Raw genomic sequence first — 24768 nt, 5'->3', positions numbered from 1 at the left:
TATGGCTAAAGAAATTATTCAAGTAAAAAACCTAAAAGTTCACTATCCAATTCGGAGTGGCTTTTGGAACAGAATTACTGATTATGTGCGTGCCGTTGATGATATCAGCATTACGATTAATGAGGGTGAAACCTACGGCTTAATTGGTGAATCTGGTTCTGGTAAATCAACTACTGGTAAGGCAATTGTTGGGGTTGAACCCGTTACTAGTGGCCAGATTATTTATAAAGGCGTTGACATTACTAAAGCTAAGAACAGACGTCAATTAAACTACAATAAAGATGTTCAGATGATTTTCCAGGATTCAATGTCTAGTTTGAACCCACGTAAGAGAATTGAAGATATTATTGCAGAACCAATCCGTAACTTCGAAAACTTAACTACTGATCAAGAACGTGACCGTGTGCAGGAACTGCTCGATATTGTTGGAATGCCTAGTGATGCGATTTATAAATATCCGCATGAATTTTCCGGTGGTCAAAGACAGAGAATTGGGGTTGCCCGTGCGGTAGCGACAAATCCAAGGCTGATTGTAGCGGATGAACCTACCAGTGCTTTGGACTTGTCGGTTCAGGCTCAGGTTTTAAACTTCATGAAGCATATTCAGCAGCAATATAATATTGCATACCTGTTTATTTCACACGATTTGGGTGTTGTTAAGCACATGTCTGAAAACCTGGCAATCATGCACCGTGGTCGTTTAGTTGAAATTGGTACTCGTGAAGATATTTATAATAATCCAATTCATATTTATACCAAGCGGCTACTTTCCGCAATTCCTAAGGTTGATGTTGAACACCGTGAGGAACACAAGAAGGAACGTAATCGGGTTGAACAAGAATTTCAAAATGACCAGAGTGCTTGGTACGATAAAGACGGCCGTGTTTATCCATTACAACATGTATCTGGCAAGCATTTTGTTGCCTTGCCGCCAGAGCAAGTAAATCAAGAAAAGGAGAGTGACTAAAAATGTGGAAAACAATTCTGAGACGTTTTTTGGTTATGATTCCGCAAATTATTATCTTGAGCTTTTTAGTCTTTGTTTTGGCTAAAATGATGCCTGGTGACCCATTTAGTGGTCAAATCAACCCAAACACTGACCCTAAGCAGTTAGCTGCTTTAAAGCAGGCAGCGGGTTTAAATGATCCAATTCCAGTTCAATATGGTCGTTGGGTTGGTAACTTGTTCCGGGGTGACTTGGGTACAAGTTATATCCAACACGTGCCAGTTGTTTCTTTAATTGCTGACCGTGCAGTTAATACCTTCTGGTTGTCATTATTATCAACGATTATTACTTATGCAATTTCAATTCCAATGGGAATTACTGCTGGTCGTCACCAAGATGAGTGGCAAGACCAAGCGGTTGAAATCTTTAACTACGTTACTTATGCGGTACCACCGTTTGTCTTTTATATTTTAGCTATTTGGCTATTCGGCTTCACATTAGGTTGGTTCCCAATTTCAGGTTCAGTTTCAGCTAATGCGTCAGGCTTCTGGGGTGTAATTGGCAGTCAATTCTACCATATGCTGCTTCCGGCAATTCTGATGGCTCTGGTTACAACAACTAGTATTGTTCAGTATTTACGTACGGGTATTGTTGACAACAAGGTTGAAGACTATGTTCGAACAGCACACAGTAAGGGTGTTCCAGAAAACGTTGTCTTCAACAAGCATATTTTGCGGAACTCATTATTGCCAATTGCTTCTAACTTCGGAACGGTAATTACTGGTCTGTTGAGTGGTTCAATGGTTATTGAATCTGTTTTCAGCTACCCAGGAATGGGTAAGCTCTTCCTTGATTCAATTTCTCAACGTGATTACACGACGTTGACTGCATTAATTTTGATTTTTGGTATTTTGACTTTATTAGGTAACTTACTCTCAGATATCATTATGAGTATTGTTGACCCAAGAATTCGGATTAAGTAGGGGGGCGAGAGTAAAATGGCTAAAAATAAGGAAAAATTACAAAAAGACCAAAAAGCATCACGCCCAGCTCCTGCATCTGGATTTAAGATTGCAATGCATGAAATTAGACATGATAAAGTAGCCTTTACTGCTGCGATTATTATCGTTCTGATTTTACTGTTTACCTTTGGTGGCTCACTATTTCTGCATAAGTCACAAGTTACAGAAATTAATATTGTCGATGCTTACTATGGTTGGGGTCAAAATGGCCATATCTTTGGTACTGATGACGGTGGTCGTGACATTTTGAAACTGCTCATGATGGGTGGACGTAATTCAATTATGATTGGTCTGGCAGTTACTGCAGTTGTTGAAATTGTCGGCTTATTGGTTGGACTAGTTTCAGGCTATTACGGTGGCTATATTGACTCAATCATTATGAGAATTGTTGACTTCATCCAGGTTTTACCAAGATGGCCAATTATGATCGTTCTTGTAACTGTTATTCCTAACTACAATGCAGCTAACTTGGTCTGGATTATTTCCATCTTTGCATGGACTTCAACGGCGCGTTACTTCCGTGCCTTCATCCTGTCGCAGCGTGAACGGGATTACGTCCTGGCTTCTAAGACTTCGGGTTCTTCCGACTTCAAGATTATGTTTAGAGAAGTTTTACCAAACATTACCTCAATGATTATTATTGACGTCGTATTAACAATTGCCGGTAACATCGGTGTCGAAACAACACTATCGTTTATTGGTTATGGTTTGCCAACAACGACACCATCGCTTGGTACGCTAATTGGGTTTGCTAACGATCCAGTTAACGTTGTTAACCGGCCATGGCTATGGTTGCCAGCAACAGTTTTACTGCTGATGATTTCTTTGAGTATTAACTATGTTGGTCGTGCCTTGCAACGTGCAGGGGATGCTCGTCAACGTGAAAATTAGTTTAGATAAAAGCTTTACTTTAAAGAGTAAGGCTTTTTTTCTTGCTTAAAAAAAGCAAAACTATCAATGAGTAAACTATAAGAATAAAATTAAATTATAATAAAGTTATTTGAATTGCTGTCTGTATATGCTAAAATTTAAGTATTAACTTATTCCAATTACACTTAAATATAAATAGAATGGATAGGAGTAATTATTATATGAAAAAGTCCAAAATACTTAGTTCAATTGGAGTTGTTACGGCAGCTGCATTAACCTTGGTGGCTTGTGGTAAGAGTAACAACGGCGGTAGTAATCAAAACGCCAATTCGGTTGATAAGTTTTCTGCATCAGTACCAAGTAAAGCTACTAAACAAGGTGGTACTTTAAAGGTTGCTGTTAGAACTGATACACCATTTACTGGTATCTTTTCAGATGAACTATCTACTACTTCTGTTGACTCGGAAGTTTCTCAACCTGGTGAAGAAGAGCTATTTGATACCGATGATACTTTCAAAATTAATGATAAAGGGCCTGCAACTTTAAAATTAAATGTTAAAGCTAAGACTGCAACAATCACTGTGAAAAAGGGCGTTAAGTGGTCTGACGGTAAACAGGTAACAGCTAAGGATATGGAATATTCTTACGAAATCTTGGCTAACAAAAAGACCGCAGCACAACGATACAGCAGTCAATTAGAAAACATTGAAGGTATGAAGGAATATCACAATGGTCAGGCAAAGACGATTAGTGGTATTGAAATGCCAGACGGTGAAAATGGTCGCCAAATTATTATTCATTTCAAACAAATGAAGCCAGGAATGACCAATAGTGGTAACGGCTACTTCTGGGAATATGTGGCACCGTACCATTACCTAAAAGACGTACCGTTTGATAAGTTGCAGTCTTCGGACAAGATTAGAAAGCATCCACTATACTTTGGCCCATTTAAATTAGCCAAGTTAGTTCGTGGTGAATCAGCAACTTGGGTACCAAACAAGTATTATTGGCGTGGCACACCGAAGTTAAATAAAATTGTGATTTCAGTTATTTCTTCTAATTCAACTTCACAATCAATTAAGGATCATAAATTTGATGTCATTCAAGCAATTAACACTCAATGGGATCAAGTTAAAGATACCAAGAATGTAAACTTCGTAGCTCAAATTCCGCTGCAATATAATTATATTGGCTTTAAAGTTGGTAAATGGGATGCCAAAAAAGGCAAGAACGTCATGAACCCGAAGGCGAAAATGAGTAATAAGGCTTTGCGGCAAGCAATTGGTTATGCCATGAATGTTGATGCTGTTGATAAGCGTTACACTGAGGGCTTGAGTTTCCGTGTACCAACCCTAATTCCAGCACAATTTGGTGATTACTTTGATAAGAATGCTAAGGGCTATTCATATAACTTAAAGAAGGCCAACGCAATTTTGGATAAGGCTGGATATAAGAAGAAGGGCAAGTGGCGTGTTCAACCAAATGGTAAGCCGTTAGTGATTAACTATATGGCTCGTCAAGGTGATTCTACTCAAGAGCCAATTGAGCAAAATTACATTCAACAATGGCACAAGATTGGCCTAAATGTTAAATTGGTTGGTGGACGTCTGACAGAATTTAACTCATTCCAAGATAAATTACAGCACGATGATCCAAGTGTTGACATGTTTGAAGCTGGCTGGAGCTTAGCGAGTGAGCCATCGCCTAATATTATGTACAGTGAAACAACACCGATGAATTATTCACGTTTTGCGACACCAGAAAATAATAAGTTAATGGATGAAATTGACTCAACTAAGTCATTCAACCATAAATATCGTGTGCAAAAGTTCCACGAATGGCAAGAGTACATGAACGATCAGGCATTTATTATTCCTGAAGATAATAAGTATCAGGTATATGCTGTAAATGATAAGATTACCGGTTATTCATTGAAGCCTTCACAAAACACTAATGGGCACCAATTATGGTGGCAAGTTGGCTTTATCAAATAAAATAATGCTTTTTAAAAACTTGAGAGTAAAATCTCAAGTTTTTTCTTATGGCATAATTTTGGATATTTAATTAAATTAATATTAGTAAAACCATTGATTTTTTAATTAATCATGGTAACATTTATTTATTAACTTGTTTCGAAAAAATGATTAAATGATAATAAGAAAGGGTAGCTTATTATGAAGAAAAGCAAAATATTAAGCTCGGTTGGAGTAGTTACAGCAGCTGCTTTGACTTTAGTAGCTTGTGGTAAGAGCGGTAATAACAACGCAAATAATGCTAAGACAGCTAGCAAGTTTCCGACTGCAGTTCCTAAGAAAACTGCTAAACAGGGAGGTACTCTTAAGGTAGCTCTTGAAACTGATACTCCATTTACCGGGATTTTCTCGGATGAATTGTCTACTACTTCTGTAGATAATGCAGTATCTGAACCAGGTGAAGAAGAACTGTTTGATACCGACGATAACTTTAAAATTAATGATAAGGGTCCAGCAACATTAAAATTAGATGTTAAGGGTAAGACTGCTACAATTACCGTCAAAAAAGGTGTTAAGTGGTCGGATGGTAAACAAGTAAATGCTAAAGATTTGGAATATTCTTATGAAATCTTAGCTAACAAAAAGTCAAATTCTCAACGTTACAGTAGTCAATTTGAAAATATTGAAGGTATGAAAGATTACCACGATGGTAAGGCTAAGACAATTTCTGGTATTGAAATGCCCGACGGTGAAAATGGTCGTCAAATTGTCATTCACTTCAAAGAAATGAAGCCAGGTATGTATAATAGTGGTAACGGCTATTTCTGGGAATATGTAGCACCATATCATTACTTAAAGGATGTACCATTTAGTAAATTAATGTCTTCTGATAAGATTAGAAAAGCGCCACTATATTTTGGTCCATTTAAGTTAGCTAAGATAGTTCGTGGTCAATCAGTAACTTGGGTACCAAACAAGTATTACTGGCGTGGTAAACCAAAACTAGATAAGGTAATCGTTCAAGTTGTAAGTCCTAACTCAACTTCTCAAGCGATTAAGGATCATAAATTTGATGTAACTGAAGTTGTCAATTCGCAATGGGAACAAGTTAAAGACACTAAGGGTGTAAACTTTATCGCTCAAATTCCACTGCAATATAATTATATTGGTTTCAAGGTTGGTAAATGGGATGCCAAAAAGGGTAAAAATGTAATGAACCCTAAGGCAAAGATGAATAATAAGGCTTTGCGTCAAGCTATTGGTTATGCAATGAATATTGACCAAGTTGATAAGCGTTACACACATGGTCTTAGCTTCCGCGTACCTACTTTAATTCCTGCACAGTTTGGTGATTACCACGACAAGAGTGCCAAGGGTTATACTTATGACCTTAAGAAAGCCAACCAAATTTTGGATAAGGCAGGTTACAAGAAGAAGGGCAAGTGGCGTGTTCAACCAAATGGTAAGCCGCTTGTAATTCATTATATGGCTCGTTCAGGGTCAAGTATTACTGAGTCTGTAGAACAAAACTATATTCAACAATGGCATAAGATTGGCTTAAATGTTAAATTAGTTGGCGGTCGTTTAACGGAATTTAACTCTTTTGAAGATAAATTGCAAAACGATGATCCAGGTGTTGATATGTTTGAAGCTGGCTGGGGCTTAGCTAGTGAACCATCACCTAGTGGTATGTATAGTGATAATACACCAATGAACTATGCAAGATTTGCTACACCAGAAAACAATAAATTATTAGCAGAAATTGATTCGCCTAAGTCATTCAACCATAAGTATCGTGTTCAAAAGTTCCACGAATGGCAAGAGTACATGAACGACCAAGCGTTTATCATTCCTGAAGATAACAAGTATCAGGTATATGCTATTAATGATAAAGTTACTGGCTACTCACTGAAACCTTCACAAAATACTAACGGTCACCAATTATGGTACCAAGTTGGTTTAACAAAATAGTTAACTAACGATTAAAAGTCTGAGAGTAAAATCTCAGGCTTTTTGTATTCATGAAGTAACTTTGTATAGTTTATTAAAATAAAATTAATAAAAAATATTGATTTTTTAATAATTTATGATAATATTTAATTATTAACTTGTTTCAAAAAAGCTGTTATATGATGATAGGAAGGGTAGCTTATTATGAGAAAAGGTAAATTTTTAAGCTCTATTGGAGTGGTTACAGCAGCTGCTTTAACATTAGTAGCTTGTGGTAAGAGCAACACTAATGATAATAGTGGTGCTAAGACAGCAAATAAGTTTCCAATTGCAGCGCCAGCTAAGGCCGTTAAGCAAGGTGGAACTATTAAAGTTGCTGAAGAAACTGACACACCTTTTACAGGTGTTTTTAATGAAGAATTACAAATGGACCAGCCAAGTGCTGACGTTTCTTCTCCTGGTCAGGAATCATTGTTTTATGTTGATGATAACTACAAGATTAATGATAAGGGACCAGCAACTTTGAGATTGGATCGTAAAGCTAATACGGCAACGATTACAATCAAGAAGGGTGTTAAATGGTCTGACGGCAAACAAGTTACAGCAAAAGATGTTGAATTTGCTTACGAAATTATTGCTAATAAAGATACGAACTCGCAAAGATATTCCGACCAATTTAATGTTATTAAGGGTATGAAGGAATATCATGAGGGTAAGGCCAAGACAATTTCTGGTATTGAAATGCCAGATGGCGAAAATGGTCGAAAAGTTGTCTTACATTGTACTGAATTGAAGCCAGGTATGGCATATACAGGTAACGGTTATATTTGGGAAGATGCAGCTCCATATCATTATTTAAAGAATATTCCGTTTAAGAAGTTGGAATCTTCCGATCAATTGAGAAAGAACCCAATCTTCTTTGGACCATATAAGGTGCAAAAGATTGTTCGTGGTCAATCAGTAACTTGGGTACCAAACAAGTATTACTGGCGTGGTAAACCAAAACTAGACAAGGTTATTTACCAAGTTGTTGGTCCTAACTCCGCTTCACAAGCAATTAAGAGTCATAAATTTGACATTATTCAAGTTATTAACAGTCAGTGGAAGCAAGTTAAAGACACCAAGGATGTTAACTTTGTTGCTAAAATTCCGCTACAATACAATTACTTGGCCTTCAAAGTTGGTAAGTGGGATGCTAAGCAATCTAAGAATGTCATGAATCCTAAAGCCAAGATGGGTAATAAGGCTTTACGTCAAGCCATTGCATATGCAATGAACACTGACACAGTTTATAAACACTATACCAATGGCTTGAGTTTCCAAATCCCAACTTTGATTCCATCACCGTTTGGCGACTACTATGACAAGAGTATTAAAGGTTACACTTATAACATTAAGAAAGCTAACCAAATTTTGGATAAAGCTGGCTACAAAAAGAAGGGTAAGTGGCGTGTACAGCCAAATGGCAAGCCATTAACTATTCACTTCTTGGCAATGTCAGGTAATGCAACTCAACAACCAATTACGCAAAACTTTATTCAGCAATGGAACAAGATCGGCTTGAATGTAAAATTAGTTGGCGGCAGATTGACCGAGTTCAACTCATTCTACGACAAGGTTCAACATGACGATCCAGGTGTTGACATGTTTATTGCTGGTTGGAGCTTATCAGATGAGCCTTCACAACAACAAATGTACAGTGAAGGGACGATGTCTAACTACTCAAGATTTGTTACTCCAGAGAACAATAAACTCTTGCAAGAAATGGACTCACAAAAGGCCTTTAACCACAAGTACCGGGTACAGAAGTTCCACGAATGGCAAAAGTACATGGTTGATCAAGCCTATGTTGTACCAACAGTTAATGCATATAAGATTGATGCTCTTAACAAGAAGATTACAGGCTACTCTAACAAGCCATCTCAAATGAACAATGACCACCACATTTGGTTTGACATTGGTTATGCCAAATAACTAACATAATTGAAAATCCTTTTAGTATAAATACAGCGAAAAGCACATGGTTAAAAGAACCTTGTGCTTTTTGTGTATTTTAAGGATAACTTATCACTGGAATTGCATTTTATCGTGTAAAAACTGGTATAATCAAAGGATAAAGGAGCTGAGAAGATGGTAAGCACGAAATTTGTTAATCAATTAAATGACAAATACAAAATCAAATTTAACAATCCCCAATTATTGGAAGAAGCATTCACGCATTCTTCATACGCTAATGAACACCCTCAAGATGGCGTTCGCGATTATGAAAAGCTGGAGTTCTTGGGGGATGCGGTATTGGAATTGGCAATTTCTGATTACTTGTACCGTCATTTTACCGAATTAAATGAGGGCGAATTAACGCGAATGAGGTCTAACATTGTTGATACTGAAGGCTTCGCCGAATTTGCCAAGAAGTTTGGCTTTCCAGCTGAAATTAATTTAGGTCATGGTGAAGAAAAAGCCGGTGCACGCTCACGCAAGACGCTGCTTGAAGACGTGTTTGAGGCCTTCAATGGTGCGCTTTTCCTTGATCAAGGCATGAATGCAGTTGAACACTTTCTTCATTTAACTGTTTATCCGCTAATTGATGCTGGGAAGTTTGATGCATCGCGGGATTATAAGACCGACCTGCAGGAATTTTTACAGCAAGATGGCCCGGTGAAGATTGAATATCAAGTAATTAAAGAGGAGCAGTTGCCTTCTCGTTTTACGGTACAATTGCGGGTTAATGGCAAAGATGTGTCCCAAGGTGCAGGTCATAATAAGAAGGCTGCAGAGCAGGACGCGGCACGGGCTGCCTTAGCCAAGAGAAGCTAGGGGGTCGCTTGTGCCATTAAAAGAACTAATAATTGACGGTTTTAAGTCTTTTGCAGAAAAGACCAAGATTGAATTTGATGCCGGGATTACTGGCATTGTCGGCCCTAATGGTAGTGGGAAAAGTAATATTACTGAAGCTATTCGTTGGGTAATGGGTGAATCACGGGCGAAGTCGCTGCGTGGTTCCAATATGAAAGATGTTATTTTTGCCGGAAGTGAATTTCGTAAGGGTGCCAATCACGCAGAAGTGACGATGGTTTTTGATAATCAGAAGCGCGAGCTGCATTTTGACGCCGATCAGGTGACGGTAACGCGGCGCATTTTGCTTTCAGGTGATAATGAATACTTGATTAACAAGCATTCAGTTAGACAGCGCGATGTTCGCGCACTTTTTTTGGATTCTGGAATTTCGCAAGATAGTTTAGCGATTATCTCTCAGGGACGAGTGGACCAAATATTAAATTCACGTCCGGAAGCACGGCGCGTGCTGTTTGAAGAAGCTGCTGGGGTGCTTCACTTTAAGAAGCAAAAGGAAGCTGCCAGCTTGCAACTTGAACAGACGACAGACAACTTAGTCAGAATTAATGATTTGGTCAAGGAGCTGGAGCAACGGATTGAGCCGCTGCATGAACAGAGTTCACTAGCCAAGGAGTACCAATTCCAAAAGCAGGGGCTTGATCAAAAGTTAAAAACTTTATTGGCCTTTGAAATTGCGGATTTGGATAAGCAAAAAGCCCAGGTGCAACAAAAGGCTGATGAGAATCAGGTTCTGCTGTCTAAGCTTGATCGCGAAGTTAAGGAATCTCAGAGTGCGGTCACAACTAAGCGCAATGAATACAAGCAGTTAAGTGATCAGCGTGAGCAGGTGCAGGCTGATTTACTCGCATTAACTAAAAAGCTGTCGGATTTAAATGCCAATTTGCAGATTGCAGAGCAAAGCAAGCAATATAGTGAAGCGACTAAGAAGGAATATCAGTCTGAACTGAGCGACTTAAAGGCTCAGGTTGTTCAGCTTCAAGCTGATGGTAAAAATCTGGCTGAGCAAAAGACGACTTTAATTAATCAGCAGCAGAAACTGCAAGACCAACGCTCGGATTTAACTGCGGAATTAAACGAAAATCCCGCTAACTTAAATCAAAAATTAGATGATTTGCGCTCTGATTATATTCAGTTGTTACAGGATCAAACTTCCAATAATAATGAAATTGTTTATCTCAATTCTGAATTAAAAAGAACGCGTGATGACAGCAGTTATCAAAATACTGATGTGACAACCGAATTAACCAAGTCAAAAGCAGAACTGGAGAGGTTAAAGTCAGAAGGTACATCACTTAAGGAAAAGCGGACAAAAGAGCAACAGCAGGCTGCTACATTAACGTCTAAGCAGGAAGATGTCCAAACAAAATTAAATAGTTTACGACAAACGGTTACTGAAAATACTCACCGGCTGAATCAAGTAAGTGCAAGATATGAAGCACTGGAAAATATTCGCAAGCGTCATGAAGGTTACTATTATGGCGTTCGCAATGTTTTAAATAATCTGGCTGACTACCCCGGAATTATCGGGGCAATCGGTGAATTGATTTCATTTCCGGCAGAACTAGAAGCCGCAATGGCGACCGCGCTTGGCGGCGGCGTGCAAAACTTGGTGGCGGCGACGCGCTCGGATGCTCGAGATGCGATTAACCAATTAAAGCAGCGTCATGCTGGACGGGCTACATTTTTACCGTTAGATGGTTTACGGCAGTATTCAATTCCTGCTTCAACCGTTCGCAGTTTGCAGTCGTTTGCTGGTTATCAGGGGATTGCCAGTGATTTGGTGCAAAGTTCAAGTAGAGAAGATATTAGCCCAGCGATTAACTACCTGCTTGGCAGTACGGTAATTGTCGATACGATTGATAATGCCTTACAAATTTCGCGGCGTATTGGCCGTTATCGGATTGTTACCTTAGACGGCGACATTATCTCGCCCGGCGGTTCAATGACTGGTGGTGTGCGCAACCAAAAGAACAATTCACCACTGCAAACTGCAGCTGAATTAACGCAGCTTAAACAAAAAATCGCGCAGTTAAAAGAAGGCTTAACTGCTGACCAGGCAGATTTAGCAGCGCTGGTTAAGCAAGACGAAGAATTAAAGCAGCAATTGTCTGCTGTTAAGCAAAAATTGCAGGAAGTTAGTCGCGATTTGGGCGAAGCTGTCCTTTCTTATCAAAACCAAGAAAAAGAAGTAAACCGCCTAAAAGCTGCTAACCAATTGTTTGAATCTCGTAGAGAAGAGCGAGACAAGCAAATTGCGTCATTAACAGCGAAGATTAAGCAGGCTGAACAGCAAAAAGCCGATTTTGTGACAAAGATTGCCGAGCAAAAAGAGCAGATTAGCCAGCTTCAAGAACGAATTAAGAACTTTGCAACGTTAAACCAAAAAGTCCAAGATAAGCTAGCTGAACTTGATCCGCAAATTGCGGTTTATACTAACAAATTAGAAAATTTGGCTAGTCAACAAAAGACAAATCAGCAAGAATTAGCTGACCAGCAAAAGCAAGTTGAGACGTTGACAACCAAACTTGCTGATTTGGAGCATAATGGTCAGCTTGACCAACAGAAAAAGCAAGAATTGCACCAAGAAAATAAGGCTGGCGTTCAGCAAAAGACTAAACTGCAAGAAGAGCTGAATACGTTGAGTTCACAGCTCGGGCAATTTGATGCGCAAATTAATCAATTAGACCAAGTTGCCAGTCGCAATTATGACTTGCGCAAGGATGCGGCAAGTGAGCAAGAAGGCCTTTCGGTTAAGATTGCCCAGTTTAGCAGTAAAATTGACCAGCGACTTGAGACTTTGAATAAAGATTATTCATTGACCTATGAGGCTGCCTTAGCTCATGCTGAGGGTGAAAATACGCCGCAAGCGCGTGAGCAATTGCAAAAAGAAGTCAAATTGCACCGCATGACACTTGAGGATATTGGTCCAGTTAACTTAAAGTCGATTGACGAATATGAAGAAGTTAAAACGCGTTATGATTTTCTCAATAATCAGCAAAACGACTTACTTAAGGCGCGAGATAATTTGCGCCAGTCAATGACTGAATTAGACCAAGAGGTTGGCAACCGTTTCAGTAAGACTTTTACGGCAGTTGCCAAGAGCTTTAAGGAACTGTTCCCAGTTGTCTTTGGCGGCGGCAATGCTAAGCTGGTCTTAACCGATCCCGATGATTTGTTAACGACGGGTGTTGAAATTATTGCACAGCCACCTGGCAAAAAGTTGCAGCGCTTAAGTCTGCTTTCCGGTGGTGAACGGGCATTGACTGCCATTACATTATTGTTTGCGATGCTGAAGGTTAAGCCGGTGCCGTTTTGCGTTTTGGACGAGGTCGAAGCTGCCTTAGACGATGCGAACGTGACACGATTTGCACAATTTTTGGAAAAGTACGACATGCATACACAATTTATTGTGATTACGCACCGGCGCGGTACAATGGAACGGGCGGACCAATTATATGGCGTTGTTATGCAGGAGTCTGGCGTTTCGCAAGTCTTTTCAGTATCGTTAAAAGAATTAAAAAATGAGGTGAACTAAGAGTGGGCTTATTTGATAAAATCAAAAAATCACTATTTGGTAATAAAGAAGAGGCTGAGGTAGAGCCTAAAACAGAGGCAGAACAACAGTCTGAAACCAAATTAGAATCTAGTGCTAGCGCTGAAACGCAAGAAGTTGCGCAGAGTGAAGATGAAAGTACAGTTTCGTCAGCGGCAACAAGTGCGGTGAATGAGCCAGAAGCTGAACCAGAGTCTGAAGCGACAGCAGAATCTGCTTCTAGCAGTCAAACAATGTCTGCTGCACCTAGTGAATCTGCTGTCAGTACGTCTGCTGTTGAAGAAGCGACAGAACCGAAGACGGAATCTGAAGCAGAGTCAACACCTGTAGAAACTGCAACGCAGGAGCAAGATCAGACAGAACTGTACGAAAAGGGCCTTGCCAAGACCAACAAAGGCTTTGGTGCTCGGTTAAACCAGTTCTTTGCGCAATTTAGATCGGTTGACGAAGACTTTTTTGACGATTTGGAAGAATTGTTGATTGAATCAGACGTTGGCTTTGAAACCGCTGAAGAATTAACATCAGAATTAAAAGACGAAGCCAAATTACAAAAAGCTAAATCACACGACGACTTAAAGAAATTAATCGTTGAAAAGTTGGTGGATCTCTACGACAAGAACGGGGATGCCGAAAATGAAAAACTGCGTTCTCATGATGATGGTCAACCCAATATTTATCTTTTTGTCGGGGTTAATGGTGCTGGCAAGACCACTACAATTGGTAAATTAGCAAAACGGTTCAAAGATCAGGGCAAGTCAGTGCTGCTAGCAGCTGCCGATACTTTTAGAGCCGGAGCAGTTGAGCAACTAGTTGAATGGGGCAAGCGCGTTGATGTCCCTGTCGTAACAGGCAAGGAGCAGGCTGACCCTGCTTCAGTTGTTTACGACGCAACAGCAAGAGCAATCAAGGAGCACGTTGATTACTTATTGGTTGATACAGCCGGCCGCTTGCAAAATAAGAAGAACTTAATGAGCGAACTCGAAAAGATTGAGCGTATCATTAAAAAGCAGGCACCTGATGAACCAACAGAAACCCTGTTAGTTTTAGATGGTTCGACTGGACAAAATGCCTTGTTGCAAGCAAAGGACTTTGATAAGACCACTAAGTTAACTGGTTTGGTCTTAACCAAATTAGACGGCTCTTCCAAAGGTGGGGTTGTGCTGGCAATTAGAAACGAAATGAAATTGCCGGTGAAGCTAGTTGGTTTAGGTGAAAAGCCTGAAGACTTGGCTGACTTCGACGCAGCAAATTATGCTGTTGGACTTTTCCATGATTTGGTATAATTAGTGCAAAAGGAGAAAATTATGAAAGAATACAGTGCATGTACCACCATTTTGGTTGGTAAAAATGCTTCAATTGACGGTTCAACAATGATCGCCCGCAACGATGACACTTTTCGGCCAATTACGCCACAAAAGTTTATTATTCGCCCAGCTGCTAAGGGCGAAAAGGGACGCAAGATTAAGTCGTGGCTGAATAAGTTTACGATGGATCTGCCTGAGGATGCGCAAGCTGTGCCCGCCGTTCCTAACGTTGATTATCAACACCGTGGTTATTATGACGAAAGTGGTATTAACCAGGAAAATGTTGCCATGTCTTGTACAGAATCAACCTATGGTAATGAACGTGCCTTAGCCTTTGATCCATTAGTTAAAGACGGTTTGGATGAGGACTGCATGCAATCAGTTGTTTTGCCATACATCCATTCAGCTAAAAACGGGGTTGAGTATTTAGGTAAATTAATTGCTAAGTATGGTTCACCTGCTGGTAACTCGGTTTTGTTTAGTGACCAAGATGAAATTTGGTATATGGAAATTGTGACTGGTCACCACTGGGTTGCCCAAAGAATCCCTGATGATGCTTATGCGATTGCAGCTAACCGAGTTTCAATTGAACAAGTTGATTTTAGCGACCCAGATAACTTTATGTGGAGCGACGGCATTCAAGAATTTGTGACCGCGCATCATTTAAACACAGACCATGAGGGTTGGAATTTCCGCCATATCTTTGGTACTTATACTGAACAGGACCGTCATTACAATACTAATCGTGTTTGGTATGGTCAGAAGTACTTTAATCCCGAAGTTGAACAAGACCCAACTGATGGTGACTTGCCATTTATCCGTCGCGCAGCAAAGAAGATTACGCGCGAAGATATTGAATTTGTGCTCGGTAGTCATTATCAAGACACGCCTTATGATCCATTTGGCAAGGGAACAGAAGAAGAAAAGCACCGTTTCCGGCCAATTGGCTTAAATAGAACCCAAAACGCGCATATTTTGCAAATTAGAAGTGATGTTGACCAGGATAAGGCTGCAATCATGTGGTTATGTATCGGCGGGCCAACCTTTACCCCGTTTGTACCGTTCTTTGCCAATATGAATGATACCGATCCGTCATATAACAATACTTCAATGGATTACAACATGAAGGATGCTTGGTGGTATTACAAGTCTTTGGCAACAATCGTTGAAAGTCACTATCCACAATTTGTTCAGCTGGATACCGACTACTTGAAGGACTTAAACCAATACTTCCGCCGTCGTGTCGAAGATGTTATTGCTGGTGCTGACGGTAAGAGTGGCAGCGAATTGACAGCTTATTTGACTAAAGCAAACCAAGAAACGGTTGCTTATACTCGCAAACAATCAGAAAAGTTGTGGGGTCAGATGATGATTGACTCAATTAACATGTCGAAGTTGACCTTCAATATGGATGAAAATCTATAGTAAATAAAAAAGCCTTAACCGTGATGGTTAAGGCTTTTTGCGTGGTTAAAAGTTATTGCTTGTTCATTGCCGAATGGTGCATGCCATAGAGGTAATAAATGATGATGCCGACTATTGACCAGACCAGCATGTACTTTTTGGCTTGATTGTCTAGGCCTAAGAAGACGGCGAATGAACCTAAGAATGCGAGAAATGGTAAAACGGGATAGAGGGGCATTTTGAATGCTGGATCGGCAATATCATGACCTTCGCGTGGGCGCAGACGATAAATACCAATTGAGACAAACATAAAGGCAATTAATGTCCCAGCAGAAACCAATTGTGTTAAAAAGGCGAAAGGAATGAAAGCCGAGATAACAACGGAAACAATTGCAACTGTCCATAAAGCTGTTGCTGGTCTGCGGTCCTGATTAAGTTTACCTAATTTCTTGGGTAACATGCCATCACGACCAAACGAGTAGACTAGCCGCGAGCTTGCCATACATAGACCAATTAAAGCAGTAAACATGCCCAAAACGGCTACTGATTGAACAATGATTGCGACACCGCCGTGGCCAGTCTGACGCAGGGCGTAACCGACTGGTTCGGCCGAGTTTAAATATTGTTGGTAAGGCACCATACCAACAAGTACTAAGCTAACTGCCACAAACAACACAACAGCAATTAATAATGAACCAATAATGCCGCGCGGCATGGTCTTTTGTGGGTTAATAGCTTCGGCTGAATTGGAAGCAATGGTATCAAAACCTAAGAAGGAAATATAAATCATCGAGACACCAGCATAAATTCCTTGCCAGCCGCCGAATGGTCCGTGTGCGGTAGCACGATAGTGGGGGATGAACGGCACGAAGTTAGCTGCTTTAATTGCTGTTAAGCCGACAACAACAAAAAGTAAGATGGCTAAAACTTTAACAACAACTAAAATGTTTTCAACTCGTGATGCCTTCGACACTCCGAAACTAACTAAAATCGCTGCAAGCATGATGGCAATCAGAGCTACAAGGTCGACTAACCCGCCATTAACGCCAATTGGGTTGGCCAAAAATGCTGGCAAGTTCCAACCTAACGGCGCTATTAGTGCTCGCAGATTGGCTGATAAACCAGAACTGACAAAGGCCATTCCAATTAAATATTCGGCCAGCAGTGCCCAACCAGAAATCCAGCCCCAAAATTCGCCAAAAACGACATTAATCCAAGAATAAACAGAGCCAGCGAATGGCATTGCTGCTGCCATTTCGGCATAAGCAAAGGCCACAAGTCCAGCAACAATTGAGGCAACAACACAGGAAATGGCAACCGCTGGTCCTGTGTGCAGCGCTGCAACTTCTCCCGGCAGCGTGAAAATCGAGGTGGAAACGATTGTCCCAACACCAAGAGCCAAAAAGTCGCGTACCTTTAAGGTGCGTACAAGATGGCCATCTTTTTCTTGATAAATATTAGGATTTTCCTTTCGATTCATTGTTTGCCATAACTTCAACTAAACTACCTCCATAGGATAAGATTATTTTTTAATAATTAAATTAAATAATAATTAATATTAATGCAAAATATTTTAATCGTCAAATTTAACTTTTTATTTGGCAAAATAAAAAACGCGGTTATGACTAACTGCGTTTTTGCGTAATTGAAATTATTAAGCTTCATCTTGCTTGTTCATTGTTGAGTGTGCTAAACCGTAACAGAAATAGATGACTAACCCAATGATAAACCAAATAACTGCATAAATTTTGGCATGGGCATCAAGTCCCATAAAGACAACAAGCGAACCCAGAAAGGCTAAGAATGGCAGTACAGGATAAAAGGGCATTTTAAATGCGGGCTCAGCAATATCAACACCTTCACGTGGGCGCAAGCGATAAATCCCTAATGAAACAAACATGAAAGCAATTAAAGTCCCAGCAGAAACTAATTGCGTTAAGAATGAGAAGGGTAAGAATGCACTGATTAAGATGGCCACAATGGTAATTGTCCAGAGGGCATTGTTGGGCTTTTTATCGACCGTTAATTTGCCTAACTTTTTCGGCAGCATACCATCGCGCCCAAAGGAATAGACTAGTCTTGAACTTGACATGCATAGCCCAATTAACGCGGTGAACATTCCAAAAACAGCAATTGTTTGAACAACTATGGCAATGGTGCCATGACCGATTGAACGCAAGGCAAGGCCAACAGGCTCTGCAGAACCTAGGTATTTTTGGTAAGGAATAACACCGATTAATACCAAGCTGACAGCGACAAATAAGACAACGGCGATTAATAACGAGCCGACAATCCCGCGCGGCATGGTTTTTTCTGGATTTTTAGCTTCTGCCGAATTGGCAGCAATTGCATCAAAGCCTAGATATGATACGAAAATCATGGAAACGCCGGCATAAATTCCTTGCCAGCCACCAAAAGGACCGCTACTAGTTGCACGATATTGCGGAATAAATGGCATGAAGTTAGCCTTCTTAATTGCAGTCATACCAACAATAATGAACAATAAGATTGCAATTACCTTGAGTGCAACTAGGGCGTTCTCAACGCGGGATGCCTCAGACACGCCGTGACTAATTAATAAGGAAACTAAAAAGATTGAGACAATTGAAATGAGGTCGACTACGCCGCCTTGAACGCCAAAAGGGTTAGACAAAGCAGCCGGCAATTTCAAGCCCAGAGGAGCAATTAAAGCACGCAAATTAGCTGAAATCCCAGAACCGATAAACGACATGGCAATAAAATACTCGGCTAACAGTGCCCAGCCAGCAATCCAACCCCAGACTTCGCCGAAAACAACATTAATCCAAGAATACGCCGACCCGGCAAATGGCATTGCCCCAGCCATTTCGGCATAGGCAAAAGAAACAATGCCGGCAACGACGGCGGCTAAGATACATGAAATGGCGACAGCTGGTCCCGTGTGCAGGGCGGCTACTTCGCCTGGCAGCGTGAAGATTGAGGTGGAAACGATTGTTCCAACCCCTAACGCTAAAAAGTCCTTCACAGTGAGCGATCGAACTAATTGGCCGTCCTTTTGTTCATAGACCCGCGGATCTTCTTTACGATTAATTTTTTTCCATAAATTCACGTTTTATTCTCCTTGAAATTCTTATGTCAATATAAAGAAGCTTACACAACTATGGCAAGCTGTGCAAGTTTAATTATCGTAAGAAAACCAGTAATTAATTGCAAATGATTTTTCTATTAAAACAAGAAAATTTGCTAAGAGTTGCGGTTCGCAATCGTCAAACTGGTGCTTTTTTGCTATACTAATTTAAGGTGAAAAGTAATGGACGAACTCGTTAAAAATGAAATATTAGGCGATTTATACGCGTATTATGGTCAGCTCTTAACTAAGGGCCAACAAAGTTATTTTGAGGATTATTATTATAATGACCTGTCTTTGGGTGAAATTGCCGCCAATCACAACGTGTCGCGGCAGGCAGTTTATGATAATTTGCGGCGCTGCCGGAAACTTTTAACCAATTATGAAGCAAAATTGCACATGCAGAGAGACTATAATGAAATAGAACAAAAATTGACAGTGATTGCTGATGCAGTCGCTCAAGATAAGCATGAAGAAGCATTACTTAAAATTAAGCAATTATTAGGAACAATGAGGGGAGAATGACTCAATGGCTTTTGAAAATTTAAGTGAACGAATTCAAAAAGCGTTGCGGAATTTAACTGGCAAGGGCAAAATTTCTGAAGAAGATATCAATAATGCCAGCCGTGAAATTCGGTTAGCATTGCTTGAGGCCGACGTTAACTTTAAGGTCGTTAAAGATTTTATTAAAAAAATCAAGGAAGAGGCCTTAGGCAAGGAAGTCCAGGAAAGTTTAAATCCGGGCCAACAAGTTATTAAAATTGTTAATGATGAATTAACTAAGATGATGGGTGAGAGTGCTGTGGGGCTGAACAAGTCCAAGCATATCCCAACAATCATCATGATGGTCGGTCTGCAAGGTACTGGTAAGACGACAACTGTTGGTAAGCTTGCTAACCGCTTAATGCAAAAGGAAAAAGCGCGACCGTTGTTGATTGCCGGCGATATTTATCGTCCAGCCGCAATTGATCAGCTTGAACAAATCGGTGCTGAATTAAAGGTGCCGGTTTATAGTGAAAGAGAACAGTCAAATGTTGCGCAAATCGTGCAAAACGGGTTAAAACAAGCTGAAACCAATAAAAATGACTACGTAATTATCGATACGGCTGGTCGTTTGGAAATTGATGAACCCCTGATGGAAGAGCTCGAGCAGGTTAAGAAGGTTGCTGAACCTGACAATATTCTGTTAGTCGTTGACGCAATGACTGGTCAGGCTGCAACTGACGTTGCCAAGGGCTTTGACAGTCGCTTAGATATTACCGGGATTATTTTAACTAAACTCGATGGTGATACTCGTGGTGGTGCGGCATTATCCATTAGAGCAGTTACAGGTAAGCCAATTATCTTTACTGGTCAAGGTGAAAAATTAACTGACCTTGAGCAGTTCCACCCAGACCGGATGGCATCGCGGATTTTGGGCATGGGTGACATGCTGACCTTGATTGAAAAGGCCCAGCAAGACTATGACGCCAAGAAGGCCGAGCAAGTTGCCGAAAAGATGAAGGAAAATACCTTCGACTTTAACGACTTTGTTGATCAACTCGACCAAGTTGAGAAGATGGGGCCACTTGATCAAGTCATGAAGATGATTCCGGGAATGGCTAACAATCCGCAACTGAAAAATCTCAATATTGATAAAAAGCAAATCTTGCACGTTAAGGCCATCGTGTCATCAATGACGCCTGCAGAACGTGAGGATCCTGAGCTGCTTAATCCTAGTCGGCGCAGAAGAATTGCAACTGGGTCTGGACGCCCAGTGGTTGAAGTTAACCGCATGATTAAGCAATTTAAACAGGCTCGCGACATGATGAGTAAGATTACTAAAGGTAATTTCAAGGGCATGGGCAATTTGCCAGGGATGGATTCGCCAATGGCCAAGATGGCAATGCGCCGGATGGGTAAAAAGTTCAAGAAGAACAAGAAAAAGCGCATGAAGATCAAGCGTTATCACTCATAATTACCTGTTAAGTAAAAACACTTTACACCTGTTTGAAAAAGTGCTATATTAATAATCGTTAAGTTTTAGGAGGATATAAATTTATGTCAGTAAAAATTCGTATGCGCCGGATGGGTGCTAAAAGAAAGCCTTTCTACAGAATCGTTGTTGCAGACTCAAGAATGCCACGCGATGGTCGTTTCATCGAAGAAGTAGGTTTCTACAACCCAGTTGCAGAACCAAAGCAATTAAAGCTTGATGAAGACAAGATTTTTGAATGGCTTAAGAAGGGTGCACAACCTTCAGACACTGTTAGATCACTTCTTTCAGGTGCCGGCTTAATGAAGAAGTTGCACGAATCAAAGCAAAGCAAATAATTTATTTGCAAAGGTAGAAAGTTTGAAGTTAGATGCTTCAAACTTTTTTCTTACTTGAATTTAGGAGGGCAAATGCAATTTTATGATGTAGCGCAGATTGTGACCACGCACGGACTAAAGGGTGAATTAAAGGTGAATTTAGTAACCGACTTTCCTGAAGAACGCTTTTCTGCTGGCAGTAAATTAACTCTCAAAGATAATCATGACCGTGTTTTAACGGTAACAAATGGCCGGCCATTTAAGCAATCATGGCTTGTGCAGTTTGCGGAGATCACGGATATTGATCAGGCTGAAAAATTAAAGGGCAAAACTTTGGTTGTGAGTGAAGATGCACAACATGACTTGCCTGATGGTGTCTATTATTATCGTGATATTCTTGGTTGCACGGTTTTAGACAATCAATCTGGGGCGGTCTTAGGTAAGATTACGGATATTATGTCTCCTGGGGCCAATGATGTTTGGCAAGTAACTGAAGAATCCGGCAAGGAATACTTAATTCCTTACATTGATGATGTTGTTAAAAAGGTCGATATTGCTACCAAAAAAGTTTATGTTGAATTAATGGAGGGCTTGCGCGATGAAGATTAACGTGCTAACACTTTTTCCAGATATGTTTACCCCCTTGCAGACTTCAATGCTGGGGCGCGGCTTAGAGGACGGTAAATGGGATCTTAATCTGGTTAATTTTCGCGATTTTACTAGTGACGTCCACCACCATGTCGACGATACGCCATATGGTGGTGGCGCCGGCATGGTCTTGCAAATCATGCCAATTAAAAAGGCGCTAGATTCACTGACTAACAAGGGCAAGGTAATTATTACCGCACCGCAAGGGCAGACCTTTAATCAGAAGATGGCGCAGCGCTGGTCTAATGAGGAAAATTTGACTTTCATTTGTGGTCATTATGAGGGCTTTGACCAACGAATTTATGATTTGGCTGATGAGACTGTTTCGATTGGTGATTATGTGTTAACTGGTGGCGAATTGCCAACGATGAGCATGATTGATGCGACAGTGCGGCTGCTTCCGGGCATTTTGGGTAATGCTGCCTCTCCAGTTGAAGAAAGCTTCTCTCATGGGCTTTTAGAATATCCGCAATATACACGACCGGAGAACTTCGAAGGCTTGAAGGTACCCGAAGTCCTGACCTCCGGTAATCACCAGAAAATCGCCGAATGGCGTCATAAAGAGGCACTAAGGGCAACCTATTTAGCTCGTCCAGATATGCTGGAAAATTATGAATTGAGTCAAGAAGAACAAGATTGGCTTGCCGAATTTAAAGAAGAGGATTAAGCTTGCGTTAATGTGGCTAATTTGCTAAGATATTAAAGGTGTAAGCATTTAGCTGCACTAAGAGTTATGGGTGTTCCGCTGACGCAGGTAGCGTTAATGAATGCCGAAAGAGGAGAAAACTATGGATCCATTAATTCAAGAATTGACTAAAGAACAATTACGTGATGATATTCCTGACTTCCGCGCTGGTGACACTGTTCGTGTTCACGTTCGCGTTGTTGAAGGTACTCATGAACGTATCCAGATGTTCGAAGGTGTCGTAATTAAGAGAAAGGGTGCTGGCATTGCTGCAACTTACACTGTTCGTAAGATTGCTTCTGGTGTTGGTGTTGAACGTACTTTCCCAGTTAACGACCCACGTGTTGCTAAGGTTGATGTATTACGTCACGGTCGTGTACGTCGTGCTAAGCTTTACTACTTACGTGAACGTCATGGTAAGTCTGCAAGAATCGCAGAAAAGCGTCGTTAATTCACGCTTTACCATTCAAAAAGAACCATCTTTTAAAGAAGATGGTTCTTTTTTTATTTCTTGTGGTACTATAAAAATATGTTGCGATAATTGGAGGATGATAATATGAGTGAACCGTTTCTAATGCAATTTGATGCTAATCCACATGCTGTACTTGATCCCGATCATGAACGCGATAAGCTGAATTATCATTTTCCTAAAAAATTGTTGTTTGCATTTATTACTTCTGAGGCAATTGCTGATTTTTTGTCTCAATATCCGCATCGCAAGCTGGGTCATTATGATTGCTTTGACGGTGAGACGCCAATCTATGAAGTTGCTTTCGGTAATGAAAAAGTTACTTTCTGTCAAGCTAAAATCGGTGCCTCAGCTGCTGTCGAACTACTTGATTGGCTGATTAGTTATGGTGTCAAGCAGGTTTTAGCAATTGGCTCAGCTGGAAGCTTGGTTGATTTACCCGAAAACTATTTTTTAGTTCCTGTGAAAGCAATCAGGGATGAGGGCACATCATTTCATTATCTGGCTCCTAGCAACATGATTGATTTGCATTCGGATTATTTATCGCGAGTAGAACAATTGATGGCAGAAAATGACTACAAGATTAAAGAAGTCATTACTTGGACGACCGATGGCTTTTTCCGCGAAACAAAAGACAAGGTGAGTCAGTTTAAACAGCTGGGTGCTTCCTGCGTTGAAATGGAATGTGCAGCAATGGCAGCGTGCGCAAACTTTCGCCACGTTGATTTTGCGCAAATCTTGTTTACGGCCGACTCTTTAAGTAATTTAGAAAAGCATGAGGATCGTGGCTGGGGTAGGGATGCCCACGAGTTAGCCTTACAATTAGCAGCACAAATTTTGGCAAAAATCTAGAATAACGCTTGTGAAATATGTTAATGTGAAACCAGCGTGAAACTACATAGATTTCACAATCTACAAAAGCAAAAGCTGATATAATAGTGATTATAGATAATTTAACCCTGAAACTTTGTGAAGCCTAAACAGCAAGTGAATGTGGAAAGTCTCAAATGTCTTGAAATGAAAGCGATAATACGTGATGAAATATCCAGAATGGTTAATTACAAAAGTGCAAAAAAGAGCACAGGGAATGAAATTAGAAGGATTAAATGAGGGTGCAGGACCAGAAAATCCGGCCTTAATGATTGTTGGCGAAGCTCCAGGACGTGATGAAATTGTCTCGCACGTTCCGTTTCATGGTAGTTCGGGTAAGGAATTAATGAAGTCTTTGGCATTAATTGGTTTAACGCGCGACGATGTTTATATCACTAGCGTCGTTCGTAGTCGGCCATATGCTACTAAAACGGTTTTCAGTAAGAAAGAAAATAAAGAGGTCATTAAGCAGCCAAATCGCAAGCCAACTAAGAAGGAAGTTTTGGCTCATGCACCATTTTTTGATTATGAAATTGCGCATGTTCAGCCTAAAATTATCGTTACTGTTGGCGGCACCGCAATCGAACGCTTACTTGGCCCTGGCCACAGCATTTCGCAAGAACACGGGCAAGTAATTGCGCAAACGCCAATTTTGCAGTTGAATGCTGCTGAAGATGGCTATGAGTGGTCAACGGAAAAATATACGGTGATAATGGAATATCATCCGGCAGCGGTTTTTTATAATCGGAAATTGACGGAAACTATTAAAGAGGATTGGCTCGCACTGAAGCCATATTTAGATAATCAAAAAGACTAGAAT

The 24768-nt window shown here is 40.5% G+C and carries 20 protein-coding genes; 18 read left to right on the top strand and 2 right to left on the bottom strand.

What is annotated here, in order from left to right; genetic code table 11:
• The first annotated feature begins 1 nt into the window (after position 1).
• The 10 genes from OZX63_RS05765 to OZX63_RS05720 all read left to right on the top strand — a co-directional run bounded on the left by OZX63_RS05765 (position 2) and on the right by OZX63_RS05720 (position 15899).
• Complete coding sequence (locus OZX63_RS05765) at positions 2–967, top strand: ATP-binding cassette domain-containing protein (RefSeq protein ID WP_277133604.1); 966 nt, start codon at positions 2–4, stop codon at positions 965–967.
• Between the two features lie 2 nt (positions 968–969).
• A complete protein-coding gene (opp4B, locus tag OZX63_RS05760) occupies positions 970–1929 on the top strand; it encodes an oligopeptide ABC transporter permease (RefSeq protein ID WP_277142294.1) in 960 nt (319 codons plus the stop codon).
• 15 nt (positions 1930–1944) lie between these two features.
• Positions 1945–2859, top strand: a complete 915-nt coding sequence (locus OZX63_RS05755; RefSeq protein ID WP_277142292.1) for an ABC transporter permease — start codon at positions 1945–1947, stop codon at positions 2857–2859.
• 200 nt (positions 2860–3059) lie between these two features.
• A complete protein-coding gene (locus tag OZX63_RS05750; RefSeq protein ID WP_277142291.1) occupies positions 3060–4832 on the top strand; it encodes an oligopeptide ABC transporter substrate-binding protein in 1773 nt (590 codons plus the stop codon).
• Between the two features lie 180 nt (positions 4833–5012).
• Complete coding sequence (locus tag OZX63_RS05745; protein ID WP_277142289.1) at positions 5013–6782, top strand: oligopeptide ABC transporter substrate-binding protein; 1770 nt, start codon at positions 5013–5015, stop codon at positions 6780–6782.
• Positions 6783–6965: 183 nt separating this feature from the next.
• On the top strand, positions 6966–8735 hold the full coding sequence (locus OZX63_RS05740; protein WP_277142287.1) for an oligopeptide ABC transporter substrate-binding protein: 1770 nt from the start codon (positions 6966–6968) through the stop codon (positions 8733–8735).
• 156 nt (positions 8736–8891) lie between these two features.
• Entirely contained in the window at positions 8892–9578 is a 687-nt protein-coding gene (gene rnc / locus OZX63_RS05735; protein ID WP_277142285.1) for a ribonuclease III, read from the top strand.
• Between the two features lie 10 nt (positions 9579–9588).
• The gene (smc, locus tag OZX63_RS05730; RefSeq protein WP_277142283.1) at positions 9589–13152 is read left to right on the top strand and encodes a chromosome segregation protein SMC; all 3564 of its coding nucleotides are present in this window, start codon (positions 9589–9591) and stop codon (positions 13150–13152) included.
• Positions 13153–13154: 2 nt separating this feature from the next.
• Positions 13155–14453, top strand: a complete 1299-nt coding sequence (gene ftsY / locus OZX63_RS05725) for a signal recognition particle-docking protein FtsY (protein WP_277142281.1) — start codon at positions 13155–13157, stop codon at positions 14451–14453.
• A gap of 21 nt (positions 14454–14474) precedes the next feature.
• Positions 14475–15899, top strand: a complete 1425-nt coding sequence (locus OZX63_RS05720) for a C69 family dipeptidase (protein ID WP_277142279.1) — start codon at positions 14475–14477, stop codon at positions 15897–15899.
• A 52-nt stretch (positions 15900–15951) separates the two neighbouring features.
• On the opposite strand, the gene OZX63_RS05715 is transcribed toward OZX63_RS05720, so the two are convergent.
• Together OZX63_RS05715 and OZX63_RS05710 are read right to left on the bottom strand one after the other, a co-directional pair.
• Positions 15952–17376 (bottom strand): amino acid permease, encoded by a 1425-nt coding sequence (locus OZX63_RS05715; protein WP_277142277.1) that lies wholly within the window; start codon positions 17374–17376, stop codon positions 15952–15954.
• A gap of 156 nt (positions 17377–17532) precedes the next feature.
• Positions 17533–18966: an amino acid permease gene (locus tag OZX63_RS05710; protein WP_277142274.1), complete on the bottom strand. Its 1434-nt coding sequence runs from the start codon at positions 18964–18966 to the stop codon at positions 17533–17535.
• Between the two features lie 201 nt (positions 18967–19167).
• Between OZX63_RS05710 and ylxM the strand changes: the two genes are divergently transcribed.
• The 8 genes from ylxM to OZX63_RS05670 all read left to right on the top strand — a co-directional run bounded on the left by ylxM (position 19168) and on the right by OZX63_RS05670 (position 24765).
• The gene (gene ylxM / locus OZX63_RS05705; protein ID WP_277133623.1) at positions 19168–19509 is read left to right on the top strand and encodes a YlxM family DNA-binding protein; all 342 of its coding nucleotides are present in this window, start codon (positions 19168–19170) and stop codon (positions 19507–19509) included.
• A 4-nt stretch (positions 19510–19513) separates the two neighbouring features.
• The gene (gene ffh / locus OZX63_RS05700) at positions 19514–20941 is read left to right on the top strand and encodes a signal recognition particle protein (RefSeq protein WP_277142273.1); all 1428 of its coding nucleotides are present in this window, start codon (positions 19514–19516) and stop codon (positions 20939–20941) included.
• 83 nt (positions 20942–21024) lie between these two features.
• Entirely contained in the window at positions 21025–21297 is a 273-nt protein-coding gene (gene rpsP, locus OZX63_RS05695) for a 30S ribosomal protein S16 (protein WP_277129498.1), read from the top strand.
• A gap of 72 nt (positions 21298–21369) precedes the next feature.
• Entirely contained in the window at positions 21370–21885 is a 516-nt protein-coding gene (gene rimM, locus OZX63_RS05690; RefSeq protein WP_277142271.1) for a ribosome maturation factor RimM, read from the top strand.
• Positions 21875–22591 (top strand): tRNA (guanosine(37)-N1)-methyltransferase TrmD, encoded by a 717-nt coding sequence (trmD, locus tag OZX63_RS05685; protein WP_277142269.1) that lies wholly within the window; start codon positions 21875–21877, stop codon positions 22589–22591. The genes rimM and trmD overlap by 11 nt, the downstream gene beginning before the upstream one ends.
• 121 nt (positions 22592–22712) lie before the next feature.
• Entirely contained in the window at positions 22713–23060 is a 348-nt protein-coding gene (gene rplS, locus OZX63_RS05680) for a 50S ribosomal protein L19 (RefSeq protein WP_277133631.1), read from the top strand.
• Positions 23061–23165: 105 nt separating this feature from the next.
• On the top strand, positions 23166–23930 hold the full coding sequence (locus tag OZX63_RS05675) for a nucleoside phosphorylase (protein ID WP_277142267.1): 765 nt from the start codon (positions 23166–23168) through the stop codon (positions 23928–23930).
• A gap of 184 nt (positions 23931–24114) precedes the next feature.
• Positions 24115–24765 carry a uracil-DNA glycosylase gene (locus tag OZX63_RS05670; protein WP_277142265.1) on the top strand — a complete coding sequence of 217 codons (651 nt, stop codon included), beginning with the start codon at positions 24115–24117 and terminating at the stop codon, positions 24763–24765.
• The last annotated feature ends 3 nt before the right edge of the window (positions 24766–24768 follow it).

Origin of the sequence: Lactobacillus sp. ESL0700 (assembly GCF_029392095.1) — a bacterium.
GTDB lineage: Bacteria > Bacillota > Bacilli > Lactobacillales > Lactobacillaceae > Lactobacillus.
Note: the sequence above shows the minus strand (reverse complement) of the source record. Positions and strands in the feature narration are given on the sequence as shown.